We start from the raw sequence: 18569 nt of genomic DNA, 5'->3' as shown, positions 1-18569 counted from the left end.
TCCCTCGTCAGATCAGTATCAAAAAAGCTCGGCACCAATAGCTCCATACCTCAACCCGCTTCCGCCACGTTACCAGGGCGCAAGGCCGTCTCGAGGACAGCTCGTGCTATAGGACCAGCCACCCTGCCACCACCGGTTTCACTGGCACCGGGCTGAGCCAAGACCACCACCGCGACCGCCACTTCCGGCACCCCGTCTTCGGGTCCACCAAACGCGATCATCCAGGCGTGTGATTGGGCCGGAGTCTCTGTGACCCGCGCGGTACCGGTTTTCGCGCCCACCCGATAGCCGGGAATAGCAACCGAAGTGGCGGTGCCGCTTGTTGCGACACCAACCATGGCCTCGCGCATAATTACTGAATTGGCCGGACTCATGCCACGCAGCCAAACATCGGGCGAGTACTCTTGCACGATCTTGCCGTCAGAATCTCGAATTTCACGCATCACATGGGGCCGCGGAATTTGTCCGTTGTTAGCCACACCAGCCGCCACCAGAGCCATTTGTAAGGCAGTTGCCGAAGTGTCGAACCCACCAATAGCAGCCAACGCCAGGGATGGAGTGTCTTCAAAAATCGTGCCGGGTACATCAGAGTTTGGCCGCTCCGCTCCCGGAGTTTCTAAGGCTTGGCCAAAATCAGTAGGGAAAACCGATGAAGCTGGACGAGGCAAATCTATGGGTGGAGTGTGGTTAAAACCAAGGGCTTCGGCACCTTCGATAAGGCGTTTCGGTCCAAGCGTGATGGCACCCATTTCCGCAAACGTAGTGTTGCAAGAAACCCGTAATGCTTCCGCCAAAGTACCCCCACAGGTGAGCCCGTTGTTGCGGATGGGGCGCGTGGTGAGGGGTGGAGTCCACTCGGAAACTACCTGGTAGGAAGGGCTTTGTGCGCCCACCAAGCCGCTCTCTAAACCGGCAATACCCGTGACTACTTTGAAAGTGGAACCAGGGAAATAACGCTCTTGGTAGGCACGGCCAAGCATTGGTTTGCGTTCATCAAGTAAATACAAAGACCGAGCTTCAGTGGCCGCCTCGTAATCTTGGCTACTAACTAGGTTCGGGTCGTAAGAAGGCCACGACCACAGCGCCAAGATGGCCCCTGTTTCTACGTCGAGAGCCACTACCGAACCTTCTCTATCGCCAAGCGCATCTCTGGCGGCTTGTTGAATGTCGCTGCGAAGGGTTAAGACAACGCTCGAAGAACGGTCTCGGTCGACGAAAAGGTCGGTTAGGTTACCGAGTGATAAGCGAAGGTTTCGGCCTGCTAAGTCATCGTCGTAGGTTTGTTCCACCCCGGCAGCACCAAAGTAGAACGAGTAGAACCCAGAAACCTGAGCGAAAAGTTCACCCTCGGGGTACTCGCGCAGCCGTTTATAATCGCCTTCTACTGGCACCGAGCGGGCCACGACAACACCATCAGCGGTGGAAACCGTGCCACGAGGGCGACTGTAGTTAGCCAGAATCGCACGGTTATTGTCGGGATTATCTTTTAAGCGTTTCGCACCGAAGAACTGGATGTTGTTGAGCTGGGCAAACAGCAACAGGTAACAGCCCATTAGGGCCAACATGAGGCGCTTAATCTGACGGTTCATACCTGAGCCGCCTCAGCACCCCGGTTGAGTTGACGCAATTGACGTTTAGTAACTCCATCTGAAACCCGTAACAGCAACGCCAACACCACATAGTTGGCCAATAGCGACGAACCGCCATAAGCGACAAACGGCAGTGCAATACCAGTTAGGGGCAACACCCGCAGCGTGCCGCCGATGATGATGAACGCCTGCACGCCCAAAAGAGTAGAGAGACCAACGGCCAGCAATTTATCGAAGGGACGGTCGGCATTCACAGCAATACGTAACCCGGTGCCCACCAGCAACAAGAAACCGATAAGAATGGCGGTGGCCCCAATGAGACCTAGCTCTTCCCCAATGGCCGCGAAGATCATGTCCGTTTCCACCACAGGAATACTGTTGGGTTTCCCAAGCCCTAAACCAGAGCCGGTGAGACCACCCTCGGCCAGTGCATAAGAAGCCTGTACAACTTGGTAAGCATCACCCCTAATAACTTCTGGCCGCCAAGGGCTTAGCCAAACATCTACCCGTTTCGCGACGTGACCAAAGGTGCTGTAGGCGAAATAGGCACCCCCTAAGAACAGCGTGCCACCAAGGGCCAGGTAGGAAAGTCGTTCGGTGGCTATCCAAACCATCACCAAGAAAACGCTGAAGAGTAGCAGGCTAGAACCCAGCTCTTTTTGGAAAACCATGATGCCGATAGCCCCGCCCCAGGCCAAGAGCAGGGGACCTAAGTGTTTAGGGTCGGGCAGCATCAACCGGCCCACCCGGAAAGTGCTAAGCGCTAAGAGCTCACGCCGTTCCACTAAGTACGCGGCAAAAAACACGGTGAGAGCTACTTTGGCAAATTCACCCGGCTGGAATGTGATGGGGCCGACCCGAGCCCAAATGCGTGCCCCTAGGTTTTCGTAGCCAACTCCGGGCACAAAAGGTACCAATAGTAGACCGAGGCCAATAAGCAAGAATGTGTACTGATAGCGATGCAGGTCGCGAGGGTCGCGAATAACGAAAAGCACTACCACGAAAGCCACCACGCCCAAGGCCATCCAGGTGGTTTGAGGTGCGGCCAAACTGTCATCTAAGCGCACCACAAACACGTAACCTAAACCGTTTAATAGCCCAGCTAAGGGCAACAAAAGGCCGTCGGCAAGGGGAGCAAAACGTCGGACCGCCACATGGGCGACCACCATCAGTGCTAGTACCAGGCCAAGCAAGCCAAAAAGGTCAGCTGGGAGCGATGAAGTAGTGCCGAGACCCACCAAAGCATGGGCAGACACCACGATAATTGCGGTCAGGACAATTAGGCCTAGCTCCGAGCGCCGACGGGCTATCTTCACCAGGTTCATTGGCCTTCAGTGTTCTGGTTGTCTTGGCTGCTCAAACTAGTTCGGCCGCCCGAGCGCGATAGCTGGTCTTCAATATTGGCCAGATAAGCCTTAGCCTCGCTAAGGGTTCCAAAACTTGGCGTGGCTTCAATCTGTTCTCGCAAAATTGGGGTCAATTCATCAAGTGCGAGATCGGTTGATTCCGCCAAAGTCGGGTCAAACCATAACAATCCGCCAGGGCGGCCCTGGTAAATAACCACCTCTCCATCGGCGTCGGTGTCAATGAAATAACCATTTCCGGCGTACCAAACCACCGCACCAGCCGCGAATATGAACACCGCCAAGATCGACAGTAGAAAGACCACGGTGCGCATCGTCACCAGGCGCGGACGTCGTGATGGTTGTTCTTCCTCTGGGGCCAACATGGAACGCTGCGCCACTTCATCGGACAGCCCGTCGGAGACCGGGCCCATAGCACTTGGTCGTGAACCAGCTGGCATGGCATAGAAACCGGCCAAATCAGGTATGTCGGGCTGCACAACCCGGCCCTCATAGCGTGGTGCTTCAGGGGCTTTGCCTTCCACTAAATCAACGACCAACACCGTGACGTTGTCACGACCTCCTGCCAAATTCGCCTGGCTCACCAGCTCATACGCAGCTTCTTGAGGGTCGGCGATGCGACGCAACGTGGCCGCAATTTTGGCGTCATTAACCTCGCCGTGTAGCCCATCGCTACAAAGTAGATAGCGATCACCAACGGTCGGTGGGAGTTCCCACCAATCCACCTCGATTACCGGACCGATGCCTAGAACCTTGGTAATGACGTTGCGTTGGGGGTGAGATTCAGCCTCTTCAAAGGTTATTTGGCCATCACGCAGCAGGTCTTCCACCAAGCTGTGGTCACGCGACACTTGTTCCAGTTCACCGTCGCTCAGCCTATAGATACGAGAGTCACCCACGTTGACCGCCGCTAACACAACCCCTTGGCCGGGGTTAGTGTCTGTCTCGCCTGCTTCGCTTCGTTGCGCCAAAGCCAGGGTGCACAAAGTGGTCCCCATACCGCGCATGTTGTCTTTAATTGAGCGTTCCCAAACCGCAGTGTTGGCCGAAGCTACCGCATCGGTAAGTGTTTCAATTTCGGGATCATTGATGGCGTCTAAGAGGGCTTGAATAGCCACCAAAGAAGCCACTTCTCCGCCTTCGTGGCCACCCATGCCGTCGGCAACAGCCACGGCGCGCTCGCTAACAAAAGCACAGTCTTCATTAAGGGTGCGAACTTTTCCGGCGTCGCTCATAGCCCCGACCGAAAAACGGATCATGCGAGTTCCATCACGACCGAGCCGACCTGAACTAAATCACCCGGCGACATGACCATCGGGCCAGCAACCCGAACACGGTTGAGGTAGGTGCCATTGGTGGAACCCAAATCTTCAACGAAAAATTGGCCGTCACGACGAAAAATGCGGGCGTGAATTTGGGAAACAAAGGTGTCTTCCAGCGTGATTTGGCAGCCTGCGGCACGGCCCAAAGTCATTTCATCAGCCAAGGGAAAGGTGTGGCCACGATCGGTTTCTGGTTCCACAATTCTTAACATCGAAATCGGAGCCGGTTGCGCACGGCGCCGTTTCTGACGGGGCGCTGGCGCCGCTTTGGCAGCGCGTGCCCGGGTCTTAGCCACTCGCGGACCGGCAACTTCAGCCCACACCGCCTGCAGTACCCGAGCGAAGAACAAATACAGCAGGGCCAGCAGACATAGATTCAGGATCTTGAGCAGAGGATCGGACACTATTGCGCGAGCTTAATCGCTCGTCGAGCCAAGTTTGGTCAGTAGCTGCCAGTCGTTGCTAGTGCTGGGGGTCTTGCCGCGTGTCGCGCCGGGCTCAGTAGGCGTAGTAGGTCATGGTGGTGTTACCAAAACGCAGTTCATCGCCATCAACAAGTTCGTGGTTAGTAATTTTGATGCCATTAACCAGGGTGCCGTTGGTAGAACCCAAGTCGATCACCATCTGGCCATCGGCGTGGGGACGTATTTCAGCGTGATTACGGCTTACGTTCGGGTCGGCTAGCACAATGGTGCTCTCGGGTACCCGCCCAATGGTTACCACGTACTCGCCAAGGGGCACGCTCTCGCCGGTTGGTAAAGCCAAGGTGCCTGCACCAGCACCACCGACACCTTCTTGGAAGTGGCCTTTCACATCGAAGTTACCGCGTCGACGCTTTTCATCGACGGTAATGGATACCGAAATTGGCCCCATAAAGTTGTATTGCTCATCACGGGCGTGTTCTCGGGCGGCATCGCACAGTTCTCGGATCAAGGCGTCTTCTACTCCTGCAAACTGGGCGTGATCTTCAGGTGAAAGTCGAACCAGAAAATCGTTGGGCACAACCTTACGGCCTCGAACTCCAACCGAACGGCTGGTATCCATCACTCGGGTGATGCGCCTGGCTAATTCAAGTGGGCTTAGACCAGACCGGAATGCTCGGGCGAAGGTTCCCTCAACAAGTCGTTCCAGTCTTCGCTCAAATCCTCCTAAGGCCATAGCTCTAGTGTTGCATGTAGCTGTGACACCGTGTGATTCACGTTGTGGTTACAACCGAGAAACGAAACCGCGGTAGCATGGCCGAGCACCACTCGCGGGAGTGGCGGAATTGGTAGACGCGCAGGATTCAGGTTCCTGTGTCCGAAAGGACGTGGGGGTTCAAGTCCCCCCTCCCGCACTCTGTGGAAGTAGCCCCTCAGCGTGACGCCTGGGCGGCGATGCTCCACGCTCTATCGAAGACATCAAGGCCCGCGCCGGCGAGGCCGCCCTTCAGCGCTACCGCGGCCGCGCCTGACCTCGGGCCCCATTCGGCACACTAAAATTGGGATAGATACAGTACCCTTATCAGTATGAAAGCTACTACGATCAAGGTGCCGACAAGCCTGCGGGAACGAGTTCAGGCGCACGCCCAGCGCCAACGCCTCAGCCAGGCAGCCGTGCTAGAAAAAGCACTTGACCTGCTGGACCGTGAGGAGTTTTTCGCTCAGCTCGCCCAAGATGTGGCACAGCGCGGAGAAGCAGCAGCCGACGTGGCAGAGCGTGAGGCCTGGCTCGCTGGACCGGTCGCAATCGACAACCAGTCCGACGACGGTATCCCTACGTGAGATACGGCGAGCTGTTCTGGGCAAAGCCCGACCCGGCGATCGGGTCGGAGCAGGCCGGTCGTCGCCCGGTCTTGATCATTTCCAGTGACGACGCGATAGCAGCGATCCCCACCTTGGTGACCACAATTCCATTGACCACTAGATACCGTGGTTGGGCCACTCATGTACCGATCAGCGGGGAGGCCACCGGGCTGGGTCAACCGTCATGGGCGCTTTGCGAGCAGCTTCGCACAATCTCCACGCACAGAATCGACGGCCAGATCGGTACCGCTGACAAGGCTGCCCTTGCCGAGGTCACCCGCATAATCAAATACCTACTAAATATATAGCCGCCGATGATTCTTGCCAGAAACGCCAAGCCTGAGCACCACGGTCATTCGACTTGAGGAAAATTCGTGCTGGAACAACTTCGGCCCTGAAAAACACCAGAATTTAAGGTACCTTCGTCCTATGAGAGAAGCCGTTATCGTATCGACCGCGCGTACCCCGATCGGCAAGGCGTTCCGCGGCGCATTCAACAACACTCAGCCCCAAGAACTCATCGGACACGCTATTCGTGAAGCGGTAGCTCGGGCCGACGTCGACCCGGCCGAAGTCGACGACGTGATCGTCGGTGCTGCTCTACAAGAAGGTGCCCAGGCATTCAACATTGGACGCCAAGCCGCTCTCAAAGCTGGCCTACCCGACAGCGTGGCTGGCCAAAGCGTTGACCGCCAATGTTCTTCGGGTCTTATGGCCATTGCTATTGCCGCCAAGCAAATCATTGTTGATGGTCAAACCGTGGCCGTGGGCGGCGGGGTGGAATCGATCTCGCTGGTTCAAAACAAGCACATGAACCTGTACCGCCGCCAAGACCCGGGGCTCTTAGAATCAACCCCTGGCCTTTATGCCCCCATGATTGAAACCGCCGAGCTGGTGGCCGAACGCTACGGCATTAGCCGAGAAGCGCAAGACGAATACGCCCTGCAATCACAAATGCGTACCGCCCAAGCTCAAGAAGAGGGCCGCTTCGACAACGAAATCGTGCCACTGGAAAGCGTCATGGTGTTAACCGACCGTGAAACCGGCGAAACTAGCGAGCAAACGGTAACGCTCACCAAAGACGAAGGTAACCGCCCTACCACCACGCTTGAAAGCCTGCAGAAATTAGCGCCGGTGTGGCAAGGTGGCCAGTTTGTAGCCGAAGGGAAGTACGTTACCGCCGGTAACGCATCGCAGCTCTCCGACGGCGCGGCGGCCGTAGTGTTAATGGAAGCCGCCGAAGCCGAAAAACGTGGCCTTACCCCACTTGGTGCTTATCGTGGCATGGCCGTGGCAGGCTGCACCCCCGAAGAGATGGGCATTGGCCCTGTCTTCGCGGTGCCCAAATTGCTAAAACAAGTCGGTCTCACCATCGACGACATTGGTATTTGGGAGCTGAACGAAGCTTTCGCCAGCCAAGTACTTTACTGTCGCGACACCCTGGGTATCCCGAACGACCGCCTCAATGTTTCCGGTGGTGCCATCTCAATCGGCCACCCCTACGGCATGACTGGCGCTCGTTGTACCGCGCATGTGCTACATGAAGGCAAAGCCCGCGGGGCCAAATGGGGCGTGGTAACCATGTGCGTTGGCGGTGGCCAAGGTGCAGCCGGTCTTTTCGAAATTTTCTAGGCCACACACCACTAGATTGTCGTAATGGGCCTCTGTGGAACCGTCTAAGTCCGCTCGCAGCGAGCCATACACCGCCCGAGGGCAACGCACGCGCCAAGCTCTTGTGGCTTCAGCGCGCACGGTCTTCGAGCGCGACGGTTTCCTAGAGGCCCGAGTTACCGATATTTCCGCTGGAGCCAGGGTCGCCCACGGCACTTTCTACACCTATTTTGATTCCAAAGAATCAATCTTCATGGAGCTAGCCGTACAGCTACTAGAAGAAATGTTGGGGCCCCCACGTGCGGCTCGATCCAGCAACAGTGAATCCAACGACGGCCCCACAACTACCACTCGGGTGGAATCGTCATCTGCCGGTGCTCATATGCCGCTTCGAAGTCGCGATCCCCTAGCGGCCATCGAGCGCGCCAACGCCCACTATCTCGAGGCTTACCGTCGTAATGCCAAGCTCATGGGCATAATCGAGCATGTGGCTATGTTTAACCCGCGTTTAGGTGTGGTGCGCGAGGCTCGTTCAAGGTCGTTTAGCGAACGTGCTGCCAGGTCTATCACCGACCTGCAGGCCCAGGGTTTGGCCGATCCAAACCTTGATGCTCGCCTCACCGCCATGGCACTAACCGGTATGGTAAGCCGCTTTGCTTACGCCTGGTTTGTGGCTGGGGAAGCTGATCCCGACCGTATTAGCTTCGACGATGGTCTAAACACGGTGACCCGCTTGTGGGCCAACGCTATTGGCCTCACCGAGCGGGTCACCCACAACACTGCTAACTAACAAATAACCTGGCGAACCAGCGTCACTCGCTTGCAGCTGCTTCTGGTACTACGTTGCTTCTGGTACTACTTATTGACGATGTATTCGCTGGCTATGTCGTAGGGCTGATAGCGCGCAATTTCGGCACGCCCCACCACCATGTAGTGCACCTCGTCGGGTCCATCGGCGAAACGCAAGGTGCGTTGGTGAGCATACATTCCAGGTAGCGGCGTCCATTGCGAGACACCGGTAGCACCAAACATTTGCATGGCTTGGTCGATAATTTCAGCGCAACGCTTGGGAACCATGGCCTTGACGGCACTCACCCAAACTCGGGCTTCGGCGTTGCCCATTAGGTCCATGGCTTTGGCGGCGCGTAACACCATCATCCGCATGGCTTCAATATCGATACGGGCTTTGGCAATTATTTCGGTGTTTCCACCCAAAGCCACCAACGGCTTGCCAAATGCTTCTCGGCTAAGACCTCGCTCAACCATCATCTGAATAGCACGTTCGGCTGAACCGATGGAACGCATGGTGTGGTGAATACGACCTGGGCCTAAGCGGAGCTGCGAAATTTCAAAACCTCGACCTTCGCCCAGAAGAATGTTTTCTTTCGGCACCCGCACGTCGTTCAGTCGAATATGCATGTGACCGTGTGGAGCGTGATCTTCTCCGAAAACCTTCATGGCACCCACGATTTCCAAACCGGGGGTGTCCATTGGTACCAAAATTTGTGATTGCTGTTGGTGAGGTGAAGCGTCGGGATTGGTTTTCACCATACAAATCATCACTTTGCAGCGCGGGTCCCCAGCCCCAGAGATGTAGTACTTCTCACCGTTAATTACCCACTCGTCACCATCAAGCACCGCCGAGGTAGAAATGTTGCGGGCATCCGATGAGGGCAAAGCGGGTTCGGTCATGCCGAAACAGGAACGTATCTCGCCTGCTAACAATGGTTCTAGCCACTGCTTCTTCTGCTCTGGCGTTCCCACCCGCTCGAGCACTTCCATGTTGCCAGTATCGGGTGCCGAGCAGTTAAGCGATTCTGACGCCAACGGACTTTTGCCAAGTTCCATAGCAATGTAGGCGTAGTCGAGGTTGGAAAGCCCTTCACCGGTTTCGGCGTTCGGCAAGAAAAAGTTCCACAACCCTTGCGCCTTGGCCTTAGCTTTCACCGACTCAAGTAGCTCTAGCTGGCCTTCGCCATAACCCCAATGCTCGGCTCGGCCTTCGCCTAGACGGTAATACTCCTCGGTGATGGGGTTTACTTCTTCTTCAATAAACTTCTTGACCGCTGTGTACAAAGGACGCGCTTCCTCTGACATCGCCAGGTTGTATAACTGCCCGTCAAAGTCGTCGGTGTTTAAAGGGTTAGCGGCCATTAAGGTCCTCCTGGATTGAAAATTGGGCGAGCGTGGAAGCAAAGTTGACACCCACGTCAAGTGCAATGTCACATGTTAGTGCTTTCGTGGCATCGTCATCTCAAAATCTCTAGCATCGGTTCATGCCCGCCGAAGATCAGCCCAACGCCACCAACCAGAATCAGCCTCTCTCAGCCGTCTACCAAATTGCGCACAACTACATAGAAGATTTGGCGCGTTTGAACCCCATTGCCGCCACTTCTATGGGCGTCGCCGGTTACGACCACGCCATGCCCGATCTCTCGCCCGAGGGTGAAAGCGAAGCTAACCAGATGACACTTCGAACCCTCGAAGCCTTGTCAAACGCTCCGCAAACTTCAGATCGCGATCGCATTGCCGCCGCATTCATGACAGACCGCCTACAACTGGCTGTGGAAGGCTATGCAGCTGGTGACCATCTGCGTTCAATTCGGGTCCTTGGTTCCCCCATGGGTTCGGTGCGCTCGGCATTCGACTTGATGCGTTATGAAAGCAACGACGATTGGGATATTGCCGCTAAACGCATGCGAGCGGTACCCGAAGCCTTGAGTGGTTGGGTAGAAAGTCAGCGGGCTGGCATCGCACGTGAGTTACTAGTCGCCAAACGACAGGTGGAAGCGGCCGCTCGCCAAGCGATGGTCTGGTCGGGGAGCGATCCCGATAGTCCAAAGTCATTCTTCGATGGATTGGTCGACAACTACGAAACCCGAGCCGATCACGATCCAGCGCTACTTATCGACTTGCGGGCCGCAGCTAGGGTAGCGGCAGCCGCTTTCGCCGAGACCGCCAGGTTTTTGCGCGACGAATACTTCCCCGAAGCCACCGATCGCGATGCCGTAGGGCCGGAACGCTATCAACGCGAGGCACGCCGTTTCTTAGGCATGGAAATTGACCCGGTGGAAACCTATCAGTGGGGTTGGGAAGAACTGGCCCGAATTGAAGCTCGAGCCAAAGAGGTTTGTAACGCTATAGCACCGGGTAGCAGCTGGGCTGAAGCGGTAGAAATCTTGGAAAGCAACCCGACCTATGTGATTGAAGGCGTGGATGACTTTCAGGCTTGGAACCAAAATCTGATTGACACCACCATTGCCGAGTTAAACGGCAAGCACTTCGACATCGACAAGAAGATTCAGACCTGTGAGGCCATGATCGCACCTCCCGGAGGCGCTGCGGCCATGTATTACACTGGCCCAAGTGAAGATTTCTCACGTCCTGGTCGCACCTGGTATCCAACACTAGGCAAAACACGTTTCCCACTCTGGCGTGAGGTTTCCATTTGTTACCACGAGGCGGTGCCGGGCCATCATCTACAGGTTGGCCAAACCAAAGTTCTGGCTGACGAGCTGTCGCGCTACCAACGCTTGGCCGGTTTTGTATCAGGGCATGGGGAAGGTTGGGCGCTATACGCCGAAGCGTTAATGGCCGAACTTGGCTACCTAGACGACCCGGCTTTTGAGTTGGGAATGCTGGCCGCCCAGGCCATGCGAGCGGTGCGGGTGATTGTAGACATTGGCATGCATTTGGAACTTCAAATTCCCACCGCTTCTGACTATCACCCCGGTGCCATTTGGAACGGTGAACTGGCTTTACCTTTTGTGATTGAACGTAGCCGTTTCCCGGCTGATTTCATGGCGAGCGAGGTTGACCGTTATCTGGGCCTGCCAGGCCAAGCAATTAGTTACAAGGTTGGGGAACGGGTTTGGCTAGAGTGCCGGGCCGAGGCCGAGACTCGCCACGGAGCAAGCTTCAACCTAAAAGACTGGCACTCTTACGCCTTAAATTTGGGTGGCCTCGGTTTGGCCACCCTAAAAGCTGAGCTAGCTAGTTTCTAGCGGATACCGAGTCGGCGAGCGCAGCTCCAAGGCTGCCAGCCGGCTTCGGCCCATAGATCAGCGGCTACCACGGCATTTTGCCAAGGGTAAAGCATCTCTGACCAGGCAAACCCGTGGGCCGCGACACGACCGGTGTGTACTTTGTTGATTTGGAACAAGCCCCAATTCCCGCCACCTGGGCTAACGGCCCCTGGCTGTAGGTTCGATTCGCATTGGGCTACACGAATGGCTTGATCTTGCTGCGTTTCGTTTGCGCCCCGGTTGGCAAAAGCCACCCGAATCATCTCTTCGTTGGTACAACCAGCCATTACGGCAACTGCAATCAGACCAACGACAAATAAACGCAAACGCGACGGATTCAACATAAGGGGATACTTCTCCTCTCCATGCACCAAGAATCGTGGCGAGAAATTGGATCTAGTAGGTAAGGGTCCTAGTAGTCACGCCAGGTGGTGCGAACGGAACAACTCCCCTTATACGCACTTTGCGGGGGAGACCCGGTGAACTCGGGCAAGCTATGGCCACAACACATTTGGGCGAAGTGACCAGAGAAGTATTACGAACCTGTTACAACTTTGCAACCTTTTTGTAACAATTTACTCGTTTTTAACCGTCGGACTCATCCATAATCCAGCGCCGACTTGGGTCGATGCCGTCATCGTCACCATCAAAAAAACGGGCAAACGCCTCTCGCATCGAGACATCATCATCTTGTTCCCATGCTTTGGCAAAACCGCTGGTAGCAGGAATTGAGCCCAGCTCATCAAGCGAGGACCCATCAAGTGACGACTCAGCCGCTGACGCTGAAGACGACGCGGCTGAAGACGAAGATTCAAGAGACGAAGAAGGCGAAATAATAGAGGGTCTTGGTGCTGGCTCAGCCGGGACCTCAATACCTTCGGTGGCAAGAGTCCTACGAAGGTTTTCTAGTGCTGCCGCCTCGGCCGCAATCGCCATATACAGGGTTTCAAGTTCTTGGCGTTCACGCTCTAGCGCCGCCTCGCGCTGCTCTAATTGCTCTCGCGCCTCGGCTAAAATGTTGGCCGCGCGGTGGCGAGCGTCATCTAAAAGCTCGTTGACCGTCGTTTGTCCCAAACCCAGCAGGTGGGGCAACGCCGCTTCAGCTTGAAGCGCCCGCTCTTTCGCACGGGCAAGCTCTTCACGCAAAGCTGTCACCTCCAATTGGTCTTCTGCATACCGATCATGCGCATCGTCACGCCGATCACGCGCCGATGGTTTGGCATCTCGGTACTGGGGTTTATGTTCGTAGACGATCGCCATCGCTTAGGGTATCGGCAGGATCCACACTTTGGTTGAGGCTTTGTGCTAAAAGCTTTACCGCCTACCTGGCGAAACTCAATTTCCGAACATCATTAGCCACTGCTCTAGTGACGCCGAGCGGAACACGAAGTTATTAGCACGTGTATGGGCCATGGTGGCGTGCGGCTCGGCTGAATACTGGTGTCCGGGGTACAAGGTGGCCGTGTCGGGAACTTTGGCCAAGCGCTGGGTGAGCGAATAATAAAGTTCGCTGGAATCACCACCGGGTAGGTCGGTTCGACCGCAACCTTCCAAAAACAACGTGTCGCCCGAGACCAGCATGTTATTGACCAAGAAACATTGGCTTCCTGGGGTGTGACCGGGAGTGTGGATGAGCGTTATCGGAATCTCACCCACCATTACCGTGTCGCCAGAAACATGTTCTACAAGGTCATCCTGAGAAACTCCGGTGACTTTTTGTATACCGGCAGACTCGGGTTCTTGAACATGGATTGGAACCGACTGCTCGGCCAGAAGCTGGGCCACTCCTTCAATGTTGTAACCCATCATTGAGCCACCCACGTGATCGGGGTGGTAATGGGTTACCAACGCTCCGGTGAGTTTCATGCCGTCGGATTCCAGAATGTTATTGATGCTGGCAATGTCGTAGGCCGGGTCTACCACCACTGCTTCCCCGCTTTCACGGTCGCCAATGAGGTAAATAAAATTGACCATTTGATGTGCTAACGCATCGCCTTGGCCGAGGTCACGACCCGAAAGCAACTGACGAAAATAGAAGCGATCACCCATATCTACACCCTAGGCCCGCTAGGCCGGTTCGTCGTCGTGTCCGTGGGAATGGGAATGCGGATGATCATGATCATGGGTGTTGTCATGCAAGTGTTCGTGGCTGTGCTCATGACTGTGCTCATGACTGTGTTCGTGTAGGTGTTCATGCGAATGGCCGCCATCGTCATGGGTATGAGGATGTGAATGACCTTCGGCGTTGTAGGCCTTTATATATCCGGCCCCTAAACCTTCCCGGCGATATTGTTCTTCGGCATAGTTAGCAACCACCCGCGCTGGCACCCCATATAGGCGCGCTACGCGTGCGGCGTCATCGAATTCGGCCTTAACCCGACCCGGCCCAACCTTTACCCGCAGTATTTCCTCGCCAAAAGGCACTTCGTCAAAACCACGGGCACCCGGCCAACGCTCCAAATTGGTAGACCGAATACCGAACGAACCAGTTTCAGCGGTCAAGATGGAAGCAACATTCTCAGCCACAGCCACATCCACCAGCGCTGAAACGGTGTAGGCCGGGCGACCCTTCTTCATGATGATTGGGGTGAGCCAGGCATCATAAGCACCGGCTTCCAGCGCGGTGGCCACCGTATGGGCCAAAACCTCACCGGTTACATCGTCAACGTTCACTTCCAAAAGCTGAATCTGTTGACCTTGCGCCAACTCGGCCCGTTGCTCACCAATAACCACTTGAACCATGTTGGGCCGGTCAGCCAAATCACGATTGCCAGCCCCAAATCCACTGGCCTGCACCGTCATTTCGGGCAAAGGTCCAAAACCGGTGGCCAATGCGGCCATTAACGCAGCTCCGGTGGGCGTAGTCATCTCAAAAGGCACCTCAAGCCCAACAGTGGGAATGCCCTTTAGCAACTCGACCACCGCTGGCGCCGGATTCGGCAAAATACCGTGAGCAGCCCGAATTGTGCCCAAACCGTTAGCTATTGGACTACAGACCACCACGTCGATATCTAAAACTTCAAGGGCTGCCACCGTGCCCACAATGTCGACGATGGCGTCAATGGCGCCAACCTCATGGAAGTGCACCGTTTCAGGGTCTTGACGATGTAAATGGCCTTCCGCTTCGGCCAAAATTCGAAACACCGCTTGGGCACGTTGACGCACACGTTCGGGAAGAGTGGCCTCGGCCAGCATGGCCTGTATGTGGGCCGCGGTTCGCACAATGTTGGTGGGTTCTTCCAGCACATGCGCCTTGGTGCCACCAATGCCGCTGCGCATCACCTGCGAAGCTTCCAAACCCCAACCGTTAACTGGTAGGCCTTCCAATATTTCGATGATGGCCCCTACATCGGCACCGGCGTCGATTAACGACCCCAACGCCATATCACCAGCAATACCCGAAAAGCAGTGAAACCATGCCACACGTTTGGTTGCCATATATTTATTTCTCTTCCTATCCAGTTCTCTTAGGGAAATGGTTCAAGGCTCGAGCCACGGCCATTGCAGCACCAAAACCGTTATCGATACCGACCACTGTTATGCCCGCGGCACAACTTGCCAGCATGGAGAGCAATGCTGTTACGCCATTCAGCCCAGCGCCATATCCAACGCTGGTAGGCACCGCGATCACCGGGCCCGCAGCGATTCCACCAACGACGCTGGCTAGTGCCCCTTCCATACCAGCCACCACCACCACGGCGTCGGCCTCAGCAATTACATCAACCTCACGCAACAATCGATGCAAGCCAGCCACACCCACATCTACCAGGCGGTTTGGTTGGAATCCAAGGGCTTCTAGCACTACAGCGGCCTCGGTAGAAACAGGTAGGTCGGCAGTGCCCGCGGTGGCAACGACCACCGTTTCGTCTCGAGGTGCCATGGCCCGCCAGACCACGGTGTGACCTTCCAGGCGACCGTTCGGAAACGCCCGCAGCACGGTTTCAATCTGGGCTTCATCGGCACGGCTCAGAATTACCGGGCCGTCATTGCCATCAAGCAGTTCTGCCACCACCGCTTTGGTTTGTTCTGGGGTCTTACCCGGTCCGTAAACAGCTTCTACCAAACCTTGACGCAGTTGACGGTGGTGATCGATGCGCGCCATACCCAAATCCGCGAAGGGCAAGCGACGTAGTTGCGACACCGCTTCATCAGCACTAACGGTGCCAACCTGTACAGCTTTAATCAGTTCACTTAGGGCATCTACATCCACGTCACTATCCTTACCTCTTGTGCCTGCTTCTACCGCATCCTTACCAGCGCTACCTGCCCATGCTTCAACCATTGCCTATTTGGGGCCCGAAGCCACCTTCACCGAAGCCGCCTTGTTGTCAGAACCCGATTTGGCAGGGCTAGAACGCATTTCGTTGGCCACCATTTTGGATGTCATCAATGCCACTGAAGCGGGGACCGTGGATCTGGGTTTTGTACCTATTGAGAACGCTATTGAAGGTTCAGTTACCGCCACCATCGACAAATTGGCCTTTGAAAGCAACCTGTTGATCCAGCGTGAAGTAGTTATTGACGTGCATTTAAACCTACTGGGGGTTAAAGGCGCGTCACTTGAAGAGGTGCAAGAAGTGGCCAGTTATCAGGTAGCCACGGCCCAATGTCGACGTTTTCTCAGTGAGTCAACCCCAAACGCCAACATTGCCAATGCCAACTCGACCGCCGAGGCCGCCCGAATAGTGGCTGAAGCCGGTGATCCAACACGGGCGGCGATTGGAACAGCGTTGGCAGCTGAGGTTTATGGGCTTGAAGTTTTGGCACCTAACATTGAGGACCACACCGGTAATCAAACTCGCTTCGTCTTGATTGCAACCGAAGGCGTGCCACTACCCACCGGACACGACAAAACAACCGTGGTGGTTTTCCAACGAGCCGACGCCCCAGGAAGTTTGTTGTCGATCCTTCAAGAATTCGCTGCCCGGTCGATCAACCTGTCGAAACTAGAGTCTCGACCGACGAAAACAGCGCTGGGAGACTATTGCTTTATCATCGATCTAGACGGTCATATCAACGATGAAGTGGTCGCCGATTGCCTTCGCAATTTAAAGAGCAAACACTCCGATGTTCGGTTCTTAGGTTCGTACCCAGCGGCCAGTAGCAACGGCGCAGAAATTCGTGAAGCCACCAATTTGGCCTGGGAACAAGCCGGTGAGTGGATTCAGTCGCTGCGGGCTCGGATTCAAGCTTGAACTCGTAGTAAGCTTGCAGGCGGAGGGATGGCAGAGCGGACGAATGCGACGGTCTTGAAAACCGTTGGGCCTGCAAGGGTCCCGCGGGTTCGAATCCCGCTCCCTCCGCTGCTGGAACGAAACAGTGGTTGTTGATTTCAGTTCGAACAAACCACTGTTTCTCCGCTAAGCTTTCACCCCACGGGGAGAGGTGCCGGAGTATGGCTGAACGGGCCTCCCTGCTAAGGAGGTGACGGGGGTGACCCTGTCCGTGGGTTCAAATCCCACCCTCTCCGCTGCGTGATTCACACCGCGTTATGGGCATCTAGACCTTCATAGTTTAGGTGCCCTACGTGCTGGGTCGGGAAGTTTAATTCGCGCCTGAAATGTTGCGCACCACGATTAAATAACATGGCAATTCCATCATGGTCATGGTGTCGATGCTTAGCTCTAGCTCGCTTCTCTCACCATTATGATCGCCGTGCATAGTTATTCGAAGGTCACGATATTCCTGATACTCTGCCAAATTGTCTAGCTCGATCAGCTCTTGAGCCAACTCGGGCGACACTTGAGCTATTGACAATCCGTCAAGGCGCTTCGATGTTATGCCATATAGCTCGGCAGCGGCAGTATTAGCTCGGGTCACTCGTAGGTCAGTGCGGCTCACGATTAGCATTGGCACTTTAGTTCGTTCAAATATTCGTTCTAAAAGTGAGTTTTGGGTTATCAAAGCCTGGTTAGTAACTATACGATTCAAAGCCACCGCTACCGCTTCGGCAAGACCGGCTAGGAACTGCGCTTCTTCATTCAGTACGTGATGTTCTTCGCTCCAGCTGACCACCAAAACACCAACGTGCTCATCGCTCACCGAGAGTGGAACCAACACTCCACAACAAACCGCGGCGTCGAGCGTCTGCAGCTCGGCTCCTAAGCGTGACTGCGCATCAAAGGGTGCCAACGATTCGGGCCCCGTCAACGCCTTTACAACATTCGGTATTTGCTCAACCGCCACCCGCGCCTGAGGCACCACACGCGAACGCAGAGCCGCCATCTGCTCTTCCCACCTGCTACGTAACACAAAACTGCGCCCCGAAGCCTCGACCTCATAGGTAGAGATGAAATTAGCACCCAGTAGCGCACCAACTTCTTCAAACGCCTTGAAGAGCACTCCGCTAAAGGTGGCGGGACCGGCAGTCTGCAATTGTGCTGCCAACTGGGAAATTAGATGAGCTCGCCGGACGGCTTGGAGACCTTCAAGCTCTCGCTTTAACCTGCTACCAACTGAACGAAGCGCCACCACAATTGAAGCAGCATCGGCACTTAAAACGCTTGATACGCTGGCGATGTTTTCAATGGGAGCGCCTAATCTTCGCCCGGTGGCTTCCACCCAGCGGGACTTACCGGTGGCACTTATTATTCGAAATACCGCCGGCGGAATTTCATGGCCATCTAACAGTTCTTTAAATCGGACAGTCGTTTCAACTCGGTCGCCATCAGCGACCAGGTCAAGAGCCGATTGACCAAGCAGGGCAGTAGCCGGTATACCGAAAAATATTTCGGCCGCTTTGTTTACTCCCTTGATTACGAAATCGTGATCAAGGACGATGACACAATCTACAATGCTGTCTAAGATCGCAGATGGGTCGTCAAGAAATGCGCTTTTGGCCATTGGCAACCTTATGGCTTCTACCGGGCAACTT

At 55.4% G+C, this 18569-nt stretch carries 18 protein-coding genes and 3 tRNA genes; 9 read left to right on the top strand and 12 right to left on the bottom strand.

Translation table 11 applies throughout. The features are described 5' to 3' along the window. Positions 1-50: 50 nt before the first annotated feature. The 5 genes from WC184_08945 to WC184_08925 form a co-directional block, all read right to left on the bottom strand. A complete protein-coding gene (locus WC184_08945; protein MFA7478006.1) occupies positions 51-1589 on the bottom strand; it encodes a penicillin-binding transpeptidase domain-containing protein in 1539 nt (512 codons plus the stop codon). Next, on the bottom strand, positions 1586-2914 hold the full coding sequence (locus WC184_08940; GenBank protein ID MFA7478005.1) for an FtsW/RodA/SpoVE family cell cycle protein: 1329 nt from the start codon (positions 2912-2914) through the stop codon (positions 1586-1588). The genes WC184_08945 and WC184_08940 overlap by 4 nt, the downstream gene beginning before the upstream one ends. Beyond that, positions 2911-4212 carry a PP2C family serine/threonine-protein phosphatase gene (locus tag WC184_08935; GenBank protein ID MFA7478004.1) on the bottom strand — a complete coding sequence of 434 codons (1302 nt, stop codon included), beginning with the start codon at positions 4210-4212 and terminating at the stop codon, positions 2911-2913. Before WC184_08935 ends, WC184_08940 begins: the two co-directional genes overlap by 4 nt. Then, positions 4209-4679: an FHA domain-containing protein gene (locus WC184_08930; protein MFA7478003.1), complete on the bottom strand. Its 471-nt coding sequence runs from the start codon at positions 4677-4679 to the stop codon at positions 4209-4211. Before WC184_08930 ends, WC184_08935 begins: the two co-directional genes overlap by 4 nt. A gap of 94 nt (positions 4680-4773) precedes the next feature. Continuing rightward, a complete protein-coding gene (locus tag WC184_08925; GenBank protein MFA7478002.1) occupies positions 4774-5433 on the bottom strand; it encodes a DUF3662 and FHA domain-containing protein in 660 nt (219 codons plus the stop codon). Positions 5434-5527: 94 nt separating this feature from the next. On the opposite strand from WC184_08925, the gene WC184_08920 reads away from it, so the two are divergent. The 5 genes from WC184_08920 (at position 5528) to WC184_08900 (ending at position 8460) form a co-directional block, all read left to right on the top strand. After that, positions 5528-5611 (top strand) — tRNA-Leu (locus tag WC184_08920). Positions 5612-5783: 172 nt separating this feature from the next. Beyond that, on the top strand, positions 5784-6038 hold the full coding sequence (locus WC184_08915; GenBank protein ID MFA7478001.1) for a hypothetical protein: 255 nt from the start codon (positions 5784-5786) through the stop codon (positions 6036-6038). Then, on the top strand, positions 6035-6367 hold the full coding sequence (locus WC184_08910; protein MFA7478000.1) for a type II toxin-antitoxin system PemK/MazF family toxin: 333 nt from the start codon (positions 6035-6037) through the stop codon (positions 6365-6367). The genes WC184_08915 and WC184_08910 overlap by 4 nt, the downstream gene beginning before the upstream one ends. Positions 6368-6488: 121 nt before the next feature. Next, positions 6489-7691, top strand: coding sequence for an acetyl-CoA C-acyltransferase (locus tag WC184_08905; GenBank protein MFA7477999.1), 1203 nt, complete (start codon positions 6489-6491; stop codon positions 7689-7691). A 34-nt stretch (positions 7692-7725) separates the two neighbouring features. Further along, positions 7726-8460, top strand: a complete 735-nt coding sequence (locus WC184_08900) for a TetR/AcrR family transcriptional regulator (protein ID MFA7477998.1) — start codon at positions 7726-7728, stop codon at positions 8458-8460. A 65-nt stretch (positions 8461-8525) separates the two neighbouring features. On the opposite strand, the gene WC184_08895 is transcribed toward WC184_08900, so the two are convergent. Continuing rightward, positions 8526-9824, bottom strand: a complete 1299-nt coding sequence (locus tag WC184_08895) for an acyl-CoA dehydrogenase family protein (GenBank protein MFA7477997.1) — start codon at positions 9822-9824, stop codon at positions 8526-8528. A 122-nt stretch (positions 9825-9946) separates the two neighbouring features. Here WC184_08895 and WC184_08890 point away from each other — a divergent pair, with 122 nt between their 5' ends. Next, positions 9947-11674, top strand: a complete 1728-nt coding sequence (locus WC184_08890; GenBank protein MFA7477996.1) for a DUF885 domain-containing protein — start codon at positions 9947-9949, stop codon at positions 11672-11674. On the opposite strand, the gene WC184_08885 is transcribed toward WC184_08890, so the two are convergent. The 5 genes from WC184_08885 to larB all read right to left on the bottom strand — a co-directional run bounded on the left by WC184_08885 (position 11671) and on the right by larB (position 15905). Further along, positions 11671-12039 carry a transglycosylase SLT domain-containing protein gene (locus WC184_08885; GenBank protein MFA7477995.1) on the bottom strand — a complete coding sequence of 123 codons (369 nt, stop codon included), beginning with the start codon at positions 12037-12039 and terminating at the stop codon, positions 11671-11673. The genes WC184_08890 and WC184_08885 overlap by 4 nt on opposite strands. A gap of 241 nt (positions 12040-12280) precedes the next feature. Further along, complete coding sequence (locus WC184_08880; protein ID MFA7477994.1) at positions 12281-12955, bottom strand: hypothetical protein; 675 nt, start codon at positions 12953-12955, stop codon at positions 12281-12283. 75 nt (positions 12956-13030) lie between these two features. Further along, a complete protein-coding gene (locus WC184_08875) occupies positions 13031-13744 on the bottom strand; it encodes an MBL fold metallo-hydrolase (GenBank protein ID MFA7477993.1) in 714 nt (237 codons plus the stop codon). 18 nt (positions 13745-13762) lie between these two features. Next, the gene (gene larC / locus WC184_08870; protein MFA7477992.1) at positions 13763-15133 is read right to left on the bottom strand and encodes a nickel pincer cofactor biosynthesis protein LarC; all 1371 of its coding nucleotides are present in this window, start codon (positions 15131-15133) and stop codon (positions 13763-13765) included. Between the two features lie 16 nt (positions 15134-15149). After that, a complete protein-coding gene (larB, locus tag WC184_08865) occupies positions 15150-15905 on the bottom strand; it encodes a nickel pincer cofactor biosynthesis protein LarB (protein MFA7477991.1) in 756 nt (251 codons plus the stop codon). Positions 15906-15924: 19 nt separating this feature from the next. Here larB and pheA point away from each other — a divergent pair, with 19 nt between their 5' ends. The 3 genes from pheA to WC184_08850 all read left to right on the top strand — a co-directional run bounded on the left by pheA (position 15925) and on the right by WC184_08850 (position 17165). Further along, entirely contained in the window at positions 15925-16890 is a 966-nt protein-coding gene (gene pheA, locus WC184_08860) for a prephenate dehydratase (GenBank protein MFA7477990.1), read from the top strand. A 21-nt stretch (positions 16891-16911) separates the two neighbouring features. Further along, positions 16912-16998 (top strand) — tRNA-Ser (locus WC184_08855). A 76-nt stretch (positions 16999-17074) separates the two neighbouring features. Next, positions 17075-17165: transfer RNA gene (locus tag WC184_08850), tRNA-Ser, on the top strand. 74 nt (positions 17166-17239) lie between these two features. Here the strand turns inward: WC184_08850 and WC184_08845 are convergent. Then, a complete protein-coding gene (locus WC184_08845) occupies positions 17240-18538 on the bottom strand; it encodes a PAS domain S-box protein (protein MFA7477989.1) in 1299 nt (432 codons plus the stop codon). Between the last annotated feature and the right edge of the window lie 31 nt (positions 18539-18569).

This window comes from Acidimicrobiia bacterium, assembly GCA_041676705.1.
In the GTDB taxonomy this organism is placed as follows: domain Bacteria; phylum Actinomycetota; class Acidimicrobiia; order Acidimicrobiales; family SKKL01; genus Actinomarinicola.
This window is presented reverse-complemented; position numbering and strand designations above follow the sequence as displayed.

Bases quoted from the DNA above. Each gene is read 5' to 3' on its own strand.
- WC184_08845 (MFA7477989.1), bottom strand. From the start codon at position 18,538: ATGGCCAAAAGCGCATTTCTTGACGACCCATCTGCGATCTTAGACAGC.
- WC184_08890 (MFA7477996.1), top strand. From the start codon at position 9,947: ATGCCCGCCGAAGATCAGCCCAACGCCACCAACCAGAATCAGCCTCTC.
- WC184_08895 (MFA7477997.1), bottom strand. From the start codon at position 9,824: ATGGCCGCTAACCCTTTAAACACCGACGACTTTGACGGGCAGTTATAC.
- WC184_08935 (MFA7478004.1), bottom strand. From the start codon at position 4,212: ATGATCCGTTTTTCGGTCGGGGCTATGAGCGACGCCGGAAAAGTTCGC.
- WC184_08875 (MFA7477993.1), bottom strand. From the start codon at position 13,744: ATGGGTGATCGCTTCTATTTTCGTCAGTTGCTTTCGGGTCGTGACCTC.
- WC184_08880 (MFA7477994.1), bottom strand. From the start codon at position 12,955: ATGGCGATCGTCTACGAACATAAACCCCAGTACCGAGATGCCAAACCA.
- WC184_08940 (MFA7478005.1), bottom strand. From the start codon at position 2,914: ATGAACCTGGTGAAGATAGCCCGTCGGCGCTCGGAGCTAGGCCTAATT.
- WC184_08925 (MFA7478002.1), bottom strand. From the start codon at position 5,433: ATGGCCTTAGGAGGATTTGAGCGAAGACTGGAACGACTTGTTGAGGGA.
- WC184_08945 (MFA7478006.1), bottom strand. From the start codon at position 1,589: ATGAACCGTCAGATTAAGCGCCTCATGTTGGCCCTAATGGGCTGTTAC.
- larC (MFA7477992.1), bottom strand. From the start codon at position 15,133: ATGGCAACCAAACGTGTGGCATGGTTTCACTGCTTTTCGGGTATTGCT.
- WC184_08905 (MFA7477999.1), top strand. From the start codon at position 6,489: ATGAGAGAAGCCGTTATCGTATCGACCGCGCGTACCCCGATCGGCAAG.
- WC184_08915 (MFA7478001.1), top strand. From the start codon at position 5,784: ATGAAAGCTACTACGATCAAGGTGCCGACAAGCCTGCGGGAACGAGTT.
- WC184_08885 (MFA7477995.1), bottom strand. From the start codon at position 12,039: ATGTTGAATCCGTCGCGTTTGCGTTTATTTGTCGTTGGTCTGATTGCA.